Source organism: Flavobacterium sp. KKT103 (assembly GCF_055640565.1).
Map to the genome: position 1 here is coordinate 3,188,584 of NZ_CM145766.1, position 12,546 is coordinate 3,201,129.

Below are 12,546 nucleotides of genomic sequence, written 5' to 3' on the forward strand. Positions count from 1 at the left end.
TTAGTCATTCATTGAAATCAAAAACTCTTCATTGTTTCTAGTTTTCTTGAAACGATCATTGATGAAATCCATTGCTTCAACTGGATTCATATCCGAAAGGTATTTTCTCATAATCCACATGCGTTGCAATGTTTTTTGATCTAATAATAAATCATCGCGTCGCGTACTAGACGATGTTAAATCAATGGCTGGAAAAATACGCTTGTTAGCAATTTTTCTGTCTAACTGCAATTCCATGTTACCCGTTCCTTTGAATTCCTCAAAGATCACCTCGTCCATTTTAGAACCCGTTTCAGTCAAAGCAGTAGCGATGATACTTAACGATCCTCCGTTTTCGACATTACGAGCAGCACCAAAGAAACGTTTTGGTTTTTGAAGTGCGTTGGCATCTACTCCACCACTTAATACCTTACCTGATGCAGGCTGTACCGTGTTGTAGGCTCTTGCCAAACGCGTAATCGAATCCAATAAAATTACAACATCATGACCACATTCAACCAATCGCTTCGATTTTTCTAAAACAATATTGGCAATTTTCACGTGTTCTTGTGGTTCTCTATCAAAAGTTGAGGCAATTACTTCACCACGCACACTACGTTGCATGTCCGTAACCTCCTCTGGTCGTTCATCAATTAATAATACGATTAAATATACTTCAGGATGATTGGCAGCAATTGCATTAGCTATCTCCTTAAGCAACATCGTTTTACCTGTTTTAGGCTGAGCGACGATCATACCACGCTGTCCTTTCCCAATTGGAGAAAACAAATCGATAATACGAGTTGAAATTGTGCTTTGCTTTTCAGCTAATTTAAATTTTTCAGAAGGAAAAACGGGTGTCAAATGTTCAAATGACACACGGTCACGAACCACTTGAGGATCATGTCCGTTAATTTTTAGTACACGAACTAATGGAAAAAACTTCTCTCCTTCTTTTGGAGGGCGAACCACTCCTTTTACCGTATCTCCAGTTTTCAAACCAAAAAGTCTGATTTGAGAAGTCGATAAATAAATATCATCAGGAGAAGCTAAGTAATTGTAATCCGAAGAACGCAAGAAACCATACCCATCGGCCATCATTTCTAACACTCCTTCACTTTCTATAATTCCGTCAAATTCAAAATCAGAATGGGCAAAATTATTTTTTTTGTTTTTGAAATTTGGGTTTTGATTTTGTTGATTTTGCTTGTTTAACTGATTTGGATTAATTTTTTTAGCAGGCGCTACTTTTTCAGTTGCGTCAGTGCTAGTTTCTTCCTCCGTTGGTACAGATTCCACAGTATCATTGCCCTCTTGCTTCTCTCCTTCTTTAGCAAGTTCCTTATCTTTCTTTAAAGCTAATTTTTTCTCGTAAGCAGACTTACTAAATTTAACAATTTTAGGACCTTTTCTTTCCGCAGGCTTCTGCTCAACACTGTCAGTCGCTACTGGTTCTGTATCCGAGGATAAATCTATAGTAGTTTGAACAACTTCTTGGCTGTTCTCTGCATTACTTACTTTTGCATTTTTTTGGATTGCTGCTTTTTTCACAGGGACAATGCGGGCTCTTTTCGGCTTATCATCTGCTTCAGACGCCTCATTAGAACTAGGTCCTGCTTGAGCAGTAGCTGATTGATGCTCTAAAATCAAACCTACTAAGGTTTCTTTTTTGACACCATTAAACTTTATTGTTTTTGCTAATTTAGCTATATTTTGAAGCTCAGAAAGCTTCATTTCTTTTAATGCAGAAATATCAAACATGAATGTTCTTTGATTTTAATTAATTTGGTAATACAGTGAAAAGATAGGTAGTATTAAATAATTTCGAATTGACCGCAGTATGAAGTGCTTACGGTATTGTCCTGCAATAATACGAATAAAATTTAATGATACAATAGTATTTTAGAAAAAAAAAATATATTTTTGTAGAACAATTGACAATAAAATGATACAAAGAATTCAAACCATATATCTACTACTCGCTTTTGTAGCGACTGGAATTTTACCTTTCGTTTTTCCGTTGTGGACAACGAATGATGGCAAAGAATATTTTTTTATGTATGATCAAATCTATGTAATCCTTTTTGGACTTAGTACTGCATTAACTGTATGGAGTATCATTTCCTATAATAAAAGACAAAATCAATTTGTCATTGGCAGATTGAACATGTTATTAAATTTGATTTTATTAGGATTGTTTGTATATCGTTCACTAAATTTATCTGGAGGGACTTCAACAGTCTCTGAGAAAGGTATTGGGATGTTTCTACCTATTGCAACGGTTGTCTTGCTAGTTTTAGCAAATAAGGCAATCAAAAAGGATGAAGATCTTGTAAAATCAGTGGATAGGTTGAGGTAAACCTATAAATTTTAATTTATTAGTGCGAGAAGAACCCGAAAGTAACATTTCGGGTTTTTTTATGATGGTACTTATATTTTTAATAAACAAAATCCGATAAAGAAAGTTCGTTTATTTTTTATAAATTTGAATTGAGTTAAAAAACCATGGAAAAAAATATTCGAATTCACCTTGCAGATGATCACCAAGTACTCATAGATGGTATGCGTACTTTATTGCACACCGTTCCTACCTACGAAGTAGTTGGCCATTCTTTCAATGGAGCCAATATTTTTAATGAGGTTATCACCAATAGAGCCGATATTCTTGTTTTAGACATCAACATGCCTGAAAAAGATGGCATTGAAGTGATAAAAGAATTCTCAAAAAAAGGTTTTCCATGTAAGGTAATCGTATTATCTAGTTACGATGATGTAAAGATCATTCAAGAAGTTATGAAACTAGGTGCTAGCGGTTATTTAACCAAACAGTGCGCAGGTGAAAATATTGTCGAAGCCATTCAAGTAGTTTCGGATGGAGAGGAATACTTTTGTAATACCGTAAGAGAAAAGATTTTTAATAATGCCACAGAGAACCTAGGCAAACTGAATAAGGAAAAACCGCAAAGCAAAATCTTTCTATCAGGAAGAGAAATCGAAATCATTACACTTATTGCGTTAGAATTGAGCGGAAAAGAAATTAGCGAGCGCTTATTTATAAGTACAAATACCGTTGAAACACATCGCAAAAACATTATGAAAAAATTAAAAGCTAAAAATTCGATTAGCTTAGTGAAATATGCCATCAAAAATAAATTCATAAAATCGTAATTATTAATTTTCAGTTCATGATTACAAGACGATTTTATGTACTCCTTCTTCTAATTATTCAAGTAATAAATGGTCCTGCATTTTCCCAAGTAAAAAAACTTTCTACTGAAAAAATAGCCAAACTTAATAATGAGGCTACCTTATTAATGCGGGCTGAAAACTATGAAAAATCGCTAATTAAAGGCCGCATAGCGTTAAAATATGCCATTGCTGCCGAAGATGACAATTTAATTGCAATCGCCTACAATACAATAGGAGCCAATTTTGATGAGCTATCAGAGTACGATAAGGCTTTTTACTATTATAAAAAAGGACTTGTATTTGCTGAACGAACAACCAACCACCAGCTAAAAAACTGGCTGTACAATAACCTTGGTAACATTTATTGCTTTGACAAAAAAGAATATGAAAAAGGCATTAGTTACTATAAAAAATCTTTAGAATACAGTTCTAAAATTAAGGATTCAACTGAAATAGTTTTTACCAAACTTAATATCACTTGGGCTTATTTTGATATTGGGAATTTTTCAAAAGGTGCACCTTACCTTAAATTCGTTAATAAATACCACCCTAAGTTTGGTGATAGCTCTACTGTCGTTGCTTTAAGCATGCTAAATGGTATGTACAGCAACTACATAAATAACAATCAACAAACCGTTTATTATTTTGAGAAAGCCATTCAGCTTGGGAAGAAATGGGATGAAAAATCGGATTTATCCTATTCTTATCTTGAATACTCTAAATATTTGTTCAAAGTAGGGGATTTTAAGGAAGCCTATCAATATCTAAATCTTTACAACACAATTACTGCCGAACTAAATTACGCTGAGAAACTTAAGAAAATCAATGTCGCAGGTATCAACCTACAAATCGATGAATACAAACGGGAAATCGATACAATTGAATCAAAATACAAGTCTAAAGAACAAATTTTACTCGAAAAACAATCTAAAAACAAGCGAATTAGCCTTTTAATCATAACAGCGCTTTTGCTTATTATCATCCTGTTCTATTTTTACATTCAGAATAATCAACTGAAACAAAAAAACAATATAAAAAACATACAAAGTAAGGTACAGCAAAACATAATCAACGCCTCAATTGATGGGCAGGAAATGGAACGTAAAAAAATCGCTTCTTTTTTGCATGATAACATTAGCGCTTTGCTTACCACGGCTGGTTTACATCTTAGCGTATTTAATTCTATACATAAAATTGAATCAAAGGAAATTGACAAAACAAAGGCTATTTTGAACGATGCACATGAAAAAATACGTGATTTGTCTCACCAACTGTTGCCTTCACTGCTTGCCCGTTTTGGCTTGTTTTATGCTTTAAAAGATATTTGTGAAAAAAACTCGAATGCCAATATCAATTTTGAATATATAAGTGATGTTTCAACTGCGACAAGGTACCAAGAAGAGTTTGAAATGAAAATGTATTTCATGATCACGGAATTGCTTAACAACATCATGAAGCACAGCCATGCCAAGGAAGCTACGCTTACTTTGATTGAGAATGAAACAGAATTAACTGTAATTGTTGCTGATAATGGCCGTGGTTTTGACATGAACGACCTTCGAACAATTGAAGGCTTTGGTTTGCATCAAATTAGAGCTAGAATTAACCGCCTCAACGGACAGCTTATGATTAAATCAAATCAAAAAAAGGGGACTACAATTACGATTACCACGCCTGTTAAGCACAAAAAGGCCTAAACGCGCTTTTCGATTTCGATGATTTCAAGATCCTTTATTTTGTCGCCATCAATTACAAAACGCAGCATGGTTCGCACTTGATGAAAGCCGCTTTTACCACAAGCACCGGGATTCATATGTAAAAAATGGTTTTTTTTATCAAACATCACTTTCAAAATATGTGAATGCCCACAAATGAAAAGTTGTGGCGGATTCGTCTCTAACTCGGTTTTGATTTTAGCATTGTATTTACCCGGATAACCACCAATATGAGTAATCCAAACGTCAACACCTTCACACCAAAATCGATTATTCAAAGGGAATTCCATGCGCGCCTTATCATCATCAATATTTCCGTACACGGCCCGCAAAGGTTTTACTTTTTTAATGGTATCAGTCACCACCAAATCTCCAATGTCACCAGCATGCCAAACTTCATCCGCTTGGTCGACGTATTTCATGATGGTGTCGTCTATGTGGCTGTGCGTATCAGAAAGTAAAAGTATTTTTTTCATATTAATGGTGTCATTAGCAGGTACGAATTAATTTGGAGCTTTTTCCTGCTATCCGTTACAATCCACGCTAAAAAGCGTGGGATTTTCACTGCTATCAGGGCTAGGGCATTTCGGTAAAATTAAAGATTCTGCTTCCAATTAAAAAAAATTGTGGCACAAAAAAAACATTAGCACAATACGCCTACTTCAAAAATAATTAATAAGTATCTTTGTATTTCAAACTAAGGCCGACTTATTATAGTACTATCGCATTAGTTTCAAAAGAAAAAGTACCATTGAGATATTTTATAAAATTAGCATACAACGGCACCGCTTACCATGGCTGGCAATACCAACCCAATGCCTCCTCAGTACAAGAAGTTTTGAATAAAGCTTTCTCTGTCTTGCTTAACACTGATATAAGTATTATGGGAGCCGGCAGAACGGATACTGGAGTTCACGCATCGCAAATGTATGCGCACTTTGATTATGACAAAAACATAGATAACAAGCAATTAGTTCACAAACTAAACTCGTACTTACCCAAAGACATCGTGGTTCATGAGGTTTTTCAAGTCGCTGACGAAGCACATACGCGATTTGATGCAACTAAGCGAACCTACGAATACCATATTAACCGATTCAAGGATCCTTTTTCGCAAGAGCTGAGTTGGTATTTTCACCAAGATTTAGATCTTGAGGCCATGAACGAGGCTTCACAATTATTGTTTCATCACACTAATTTCCAGAGTTTCTCAAAGGTCAATACGGATGTAAACACCTTTGATTGTACCATTTACGAGGCCTACTGGAAGCAAGAAAACGATAAATTAGTTTTTACAATTTCGGCTAATCGTTTCTTGAGAAATATGGTGCGCTCCATAGTGGGAACTTTAGTAAATGTTGGTTTAAAAAAAATTACCGTTGCTGATTTCAATACTATTATCGAAAGTAAGAACAGAGATAAAGCAGGATTCTCAGTACCGGCACACGGACTTTATTTAACTAAAATCGAATATCCTTTTTTAGAGAATGAAAAAGATTAATTTGATATAAAACTCAATTTCCTAGCCCTGATGGCAATGGAAATCCTTGATTGCCGGGGTTCGGCAAGCAAGATTGAAATGAACAGCAGGACCAAGCTCCTAAAAAATACTGAAATAAGATCAGCCATAAAATGAAAGCAAAAGCATTTGACACTCGATTATTTAAACGAATATTATACTACACTAAACCCTATAAATGGCGCTTTAATGGCGTAATAGCCTTTGCTATTTCGCTATCGGTATTTGCGGCCTTACGTCCGTATTTATTGAAGCAAACAGTTGATGGCTACATTCAAACCGAAGACGCCAAAGGTCTTTTATTGTATATCTCCTTGATGGGTGTCGTATTGCTAGCCGAGGTTTTTTCGCAATTTTATTTTGTGTATTGGGCCAACTGGTTGGGACAAGATATTGTAAAAGACATCCGAATCAAGTTGTTTAAACACATCCTGAGTTTTAGAATGAAGTATTTTGACCTTGTTCCCGTGGGGCAATTAGTGACTCGTTCCGTGTCAGATATCGAGGCGATTGCACGTATTTTTAGTCAAGGACTTTTTATGATTATCAGCGACTTGATGAAAATGATTGTTGTACTGGCTTTTATGTTTTACATGAATTGGTCTTTAACATGGATTGTAATTGTAGCGATGCCTATTTTGGTATTCATTACTCGCATTTTTCAGCGCAAGATGCAAGTCGCTTTTGAGGAAGTACGTAATCAAATTTCGAATATGAATTCGTTTGTACAAGAGCGTGTGACCGGAATGAAGATTGTACAACTTTTTACAAGAGAAGTAATTGAGGCTAATAAGTTCAGAGAAATCAATGATAAACATAGAAAAGCGTGGATTAAAACCATTTTATACAACTCCATATTTTTTCCTATTGCTGATATTATTTCGTCTTTAACCCTTGGTTTTATTGTACTCTATGGTGGTATGAAAATTTTAAATGGCGATACTTTTACCACTTTTGGAGATTTGTTCTCTTATACCATGTTTATCAGCATGTTGTTTAACCCTTTGCGCCAAATTGCTGATAAATTCAATGAAATGCAATTGGGAATGATTGCTGCCAATCGCGTATTTGAAATTATTGATACCCAAGATCAAATTCAAGATACCGGTAAAATTGAAGCACCACTGTTTGAAGGTAATATTAGTTTTAAAGACGTTCGTTTTAGCTATATCGCTGATGAAGAAGTGATAAAAGGGATTGATTTAGAAGTACAAGCAGGACAAACTGTAGCTATTGTTGGGTCTACCGGCGCAGGAAAATCTACGATTATTAACTTACTAAATCGTTTTTACGAAATTAACAGCGGAACCATTTGCATAGATAATGAAAATATCGAAAATTATTCTTTGGACTCCTTACGAAAACAAATTGCGGTAGTATTACAAGACGTCTTTTTGTTTGCTGATACCATTTACAATAATATCACGCTAAACAATCCAGAAATTACTCGAGATGCTATTCTAGCGGCAGCCAAAGACATTGGTGTACACGATTTTATTATGAGTTTACCTGATAATTACGATTTTGACGTTAAGGAGCGAGGCGTAATGCTATCTTCAGGACAAAGACAATTGATTGCCTTTTTAAGAGCCTATGTAAGTAATCCTAGTATTTTGATTCTGGACGAGGCCACCTCATCGATTGACAGTTATTCTGAAGAGATGATTCAGCGTGCCACGGAAACCATTACTAAGGGCAGAACCTCGATTGTAATTGCGCACCGCTTGGCAACTATTGTAAATGCTGATAAAATTGTGGTAATGGACCAAGGCTTGATCGTAGAGCAAGGAACGCATCAAGAGTTAATACTTCGTGAAGGTGGTTATTACAAGAACTTGTATGACTCACAGTTTTCGGTTGCCTAGCTAAAAGCTACGTAAGCAAATTATAAATGCTTAAAATTTTTTCATCCGTTAATGGTTTTGAGACAAATGAAATCACTTTATCAAATTGACATACTTTGATTTTATCAAACTCAAATACGGATGATGTTAACATTACGATTCGGCTTTTGTTACAATTAAAACCATACTTATAATATTCTTCCAAAAAGTCAAATCCATTCATTATTGGCATATTGATATCCAGCAAGATCAATTCTGGCACATCAGCATCTAATCCATAGAGATAATCTAAGGCCAACTGACCCGAGGCTTTAACTTCAACTAGCTCGCACAATTTCAAATTTTTAATAATTTTTGAATTGACAAAATTAGTGATTGGATCATCATCTATTAGAAGTACTTTTTTAATCATTTAAGATTTTTTAATTTGATAATAAACTCCGTTCCTACCCCTTCTTCACTTTCTACGGTTATTGAATGCCCCATGCGCTCCAGTTGTACTTTTACGATATACAATCCAATACCTCTTCCTTCAATTTCATCTTTTGTATCAAATCGTTTATAAATCTTAAAAATAGCGTCTCCGTGTTTTTTCATATTTATTCCTCTACCATTATCTTTAAAACTGATAATGATAAAATCATCCACTTGATGAGAGGATACATCTAACACAAGAGGTCTTGATGGATCTTTATATTTTATAGCATTTGTCATCATGTTTTGAACAATGCTTTTAATTATGGATCGAATGTAAACAATCTCGGTTACTTGCAAATTAACATTGACTTTCCCATTAGCAAGATCTAAGCTAGCTTGAAGTGCTTCTTGAGTTTGCTCCACTTCTTTTGCAAGATTAATTTTAAAAGGCTCTTCTAATTCGTCTTTTGTTATCGTTATCAGTTTGATAAGGTCATCTAACGTTTCATTCAATCTTGTTGTACTTTGTTTTATTTTGTCGAATATAAAAGCATCCTCCTCTGTTAGATTATTTCCCTCAAACAAATTCGTTAATCCTATTAAGTTGGTTAGCGGCGCACGTAAATCGTGAGTAGCTAAATAGGCAAATTGTTTCAACTCCGTGTTTACTTTTTCTAAATCATTTTTGGCGATTTGTAATTCGGTAATATCAACTGCAGAAACAATGATGTTTTTATAGTTATTAGTAGCGGGTGGAAACTTAACATAAATTATAACGACTTTCTTACTCCCACTGATTGAAGTTATTTCTCGTTGCGCCGACATGTACAATCCACCGCCATTAAAAATTACTTCGAGTTCTTTAGTAAAGCAAGCCAGCATACTTTCGTCTCTAAAACTGAAACTATTTTGTACCTTAGTTTCAATATTCATTAATTTTTTGGCTGCTGGATTCAAATCCCCTAGCCTAATTAACGAAGCGCATTTCGAAACAAATTCGGGATTTTCCTGAGCATATTCAACAAAATCTTCGACACCGGATTCTTTTAATGCGTCAATCTCTGTTTTAACATCGCTAAAATCTTCCTCCCATAATGGTAAAGCAGTTAGATTAAAGATATTTCTATATTGTAATTCTGCTATTTTAGTTTTTGTAATATCAATGAAACTAATTACAACCCCTTTGGTTTCTCCGTAATTATCAATAAAAGGTAAAATTCTTTGTAGAAACCAAATACCTTCATTATTCTGAATTTCTTTCTCAAAATGAATTCCAGTTCGCAAAACATGTAGAGAATCCTCTTTTATATTGGCATTACTCAAATAAGTACTAAAAATTTCAATAGGACGATCAATATCCTTTTCTAATAAATTGAAATGAGACTTAATTTCTGGCGTGAATTTTCTAATGCGTAATTCATTATCCAAGAAAACCGTTCCGATTTCGATACTTTTGAAGAGATTATCAATATCGGCATTTAATGAATTGAGTTCATCAATTTTAAAAGAGTGTTCTGCATTTACCGTGTGTAACTCTTCATTTACACTTTGGAGTTCTTCGTTGGTACTTTGTAATTCTTCATTTGAAGCCAATAATTCTTCATTAGTAGCCTGCAGTTCTTCGTTACTAGTCTCTACCTCTTCTACCGTAAGTTGTAAATTTTCGCGACTTTCGAGCAATTCTTCTTCTAATTCTAAAATTCTATTTGCTGTCAAGATATCAATACTTTCCATGGGAATCTCTGAGCTTTCAACATTGACTTTTGACTCTTCTAAAAAAGTAATTAAGTAACTGAATTTACCCGTAACGGCTTCGACTAAGTAAGGTTTAACAATAATATTAAGACTGAATTTTGTTGTGCCTTTAAAGTACGTTGCTTTTTTCTTGATTAATACACTCGTATCTTGAATTGATTTTCGGCAAGAGGCCGCGATAATTGCAGACAAATTATCAGGAACCATTTTCAGTAAATTGATAGAAAATCCACTGTCAGGAAATTCGATATATTTTTTAAAATCGCCCAAGGCATGAATAATATCATAATTGTCATCCACAAAAACGGCAGTAATTCCTAAATGCTCTAACAAAAGCAGGTTTAAAGCTTCGGTCATTTTTTGCTGAATATTAGTCTTTCTGCTATTGTGCCATCCTAGCGGTGTTTTAATTGATAATTGTTTTTTTGAGTCGGTATACTTTAATAAATCACCGCCTAGACTTCGTGCTTGCACAGAATTTCGGTAGATTTTATTTTTACGATCTATTTCAACAAAAACAGTGTTTAAATCGCCCACCGTTTCACTTGATCCCATAACCAAGTAACCATTTAGATTTAGAGAAAAATGGATGTAACCCATAATTTTTTTCTGTACAATAGGCTGAATATAAATCAACATGTTTCGACAAAAAATCATATCCATTTTATTCAAAGGAGGATCTGAAACAATGTTATGGTGAGAAAAAATTACCATTCTTCTAATCTCTTCTCTAATCTGGTATTTATCGTCCTTTTTTACAAAGTATTTTTGAATTCTATTTAAGGAAACATCTGCAATAATACTTTCAGGATAAATTCCTTTTCCTGCAATTTCTAGCGATTCATTATCTATATCTGTTGCAAATATTTTAACATTGAACTTTAAGTTTGCTTTTTCAAGTACTTCTCTAATTACGATTGCTATCGAATACACCTCTTCACCAGTACTACAAGCAATAGACCATATTTTCAAGGCTTTGGTCTCTGAGTTTTGACTTATAAGTTTAGGAACAATTTCGTTTTCAACCTGTTCCCATACATTTTGATCTCTGAAGAATCTGGTAACACCTATTAAAAATTCTCGATAAATAATCTGAACTTCTTGTGGAGTTTCATAGAGAAAATTCAGGTAATCCTTCAAAGTAATACATTTGCAGATGGTTAACCTTCTCGCCAAACGTCTTACAAGTGTAGGTCGTTTGTATAATGTAAAATCAAGATCGGTACAACTTTTAATGTGCATTAAAATTTTCATCAAAGTACCTTCGTCGTTCCAAACGAGCATTTCGGTATCCGTGCCACCCTTTGGATGATCCAAAAAATTAAGCAATTCTCCTGGTAACTGCTCTACCGGTAAAACCAAATCAACCAAACCTGTACTTATAGCACTGTAAGGCATTCCGTCAAATTTTGCCGTATCTGGACTTTGCACCATTAACATTCCGCCTTCTTCTTTTAAGGATCGAAAACCTCGCGTACCGTCGCTACCTGTTCCTGTCAAAATGATTCCGATTGCATTTTCCTTTTTCTCTAAGGCTAGAGAAGTGAAAAAGATATCAATTGGCAAATTCAATTCATGTTCTTGCGGCTTATCCATCAAATGTAATTTCCCATCCTTAATGGTCATGTTTTTTTTTGGCGGAATTAGGTAGACACTCCCGGCCTCAATTTCGACACCATCTACCACTTCAAATATTGGTAGGGTCGTATTTTTGGCTAACAAATCTTTCATTAAAGATTTATAATCGGGAGATAAATGTTGTATGATCACAAAACTATGAATACAATCAGAGGGGACGTTGTCAAAGAAGATCTTCAATGCTTCCAATCCTCCTGCACTAGTCCCAATACCAATAACATTGAAATTAGATCTATCCTTTACCTCTACTACCATAAATAACTTGATTTATTGCTTTTAAACGATCTTATTAATTATCAGCAAAGATTTATATAAAACAGGGAACTATTGCTCTTGATCCTCACAAACAATTTGCTAAAACACAATACTAAAGTAACTATTTTACAAATACAAACTACAAGAATTACAACCTATTTTTAAAAAATTTGCTAAAAAAATTTTAATGCTACACCATCAACAAAAATAAAAACAGCTTTAATGTCATGATCGT

General features: G+C 34.4%; 9 protein-coding genes. 5 read left to right on the forward strand and 4 right to left on the reverse strand.

The annotated features are described in order from the left end of the window. Entirely contained in the window at positions 1-1,740 is a 1,740-nt protein-coding gene (rho, locus tag ACZ2G0_RS13735) for a transcription termination factor Rho (RefSeq protein ID WP_470308090.1), read from the reverse strand. Positions 1,741-1,924: 184 nt separating this feature from the next. Between rho and ACZ2G0_RS13740 the strand changes: the two genes are divergently transcribed. The 3 genes from ACZ2G0_RS13740 (at position 1,925) to ACZ2G0_RS13750 (ending at position 4,865) form a co-directional block, all read left to right on the forward strand. Next, positions 1,925-2,338, forward strand: coding sequence for a DUF4293 domain-containing protein (locus tag ACZ2G0_RS13740; RefSeq protein ID WP_470308091.1), 414 nt, complete (start codon positions 1,925-1,927; stop codon positions 2,336-2,338). A 146-nt stretch (positions 2,339-2,484) separates the two neighbouring features. Next, positions 2,485-3,147: a response regulator gene (locus tag ACZ2G0_RS13745; RefSeq protein WP_470308092.1), complete on the forward strand. Its 663-nt coding sequence runs from the start codon at positions 2,485-2,487 to the stop codon at positions 3,145-3,147. Between the two features lie 17 nt (positions 3,148-3,164). Further along, complete coding sequence (locus ACZ2G0_RS13750; protein ID WP_470308093.1) at positions 3,165-4,865, forward strand: tetratricopeptide repeat-containing sensor histidine kinase; 1,701 nt, start codon at positions 3,165-3,167, stop codon at positions 4,863-4,865. On the opposite strand, the gene ACZ2G0_RS13755 is transcribed toward ACZ2G0_RS13750, so the two are convergent. Then, a complete protein-coding gene (locus tag ACZ2G0_RS13755; RefSeq protein WP_470308094.1) occupies positions 4,862-5,359 on the reverse strand; it encodes a metallophosphoesterase family protein in 498 nt (165 codons plus the stop codon). The genes ACZ2G0_RS13750 and ACZ2G0_RS13755 overlap by 4 nt on opposite strands. Positions 5,360-5,634: 275 nt before the next feature. Here ACZ2G0_RS13755 and truA point away from each other — a divergent pair, with 275 nt between their 5' ends. Beyond that, on the forward strand, positions 5,635-6,384 hold the full coding sequence (gene truA / locus ACZ2G0_RS13760) for a tRNA pseudouridine(38-40) synthase TruA (RefSeq protein ID WP_470308095.1): 750 nt from the start codon (positions 5,635-5,637) through the stop codon (positions 6,382-6,384). Positions 6,385-6,515: 131 nt separating this feature from the next. Continuing rightward, positions 6,516-8,267, forward strand: coding sequence for an ABC transporter ATP-binding protein (locus ACZ2G0_RS13765; protein WP_470308096.1), 1,752 nt, complete (start codon positions 6,516-6,518; stop codon positions 8,265-8,267). A gap of 7 nt (positions 8,268-8,274) precedes the next feature. On the opposite strand, the gene ACZ2G0_RS13770 is transcribed toward ACZ2G0_RS13765, so the two are convergent. Together ACZ2G0_RS13770 and ACZ2G0_RS13775 are read right to left on the reverse strand one after the other, a co-directional pair. Then, positions 8,275-8,658 (reverse strand): response regulator, encoded by a 384-nt coding sequence (locus ACZ2G0_RS13770; RefSeq protein ID WP_470308097.1) that lies wholly within the window; start codon positions 8,656-8,658, stop codon positions 8,275-8,277. Then, positions 8,655-12,311 (reverse strand): CheR family methyltransferase, encoded by a 3,657-nt coding sequence (locus tag ACZ2G0_RS13775; protein ID WP_470308098.1) that lies wholly within the window; start codon positions 12,309-12,311, stop codon positions 8,655-8,657. Before ACZ2G0_RS13775 ends, ACZ2G0_RS13770 begins: the two co-directional genes overlap by 4 nt. Between the last annotated feature and the right edge of the window lie 235 nt (positions 12,312-12,546).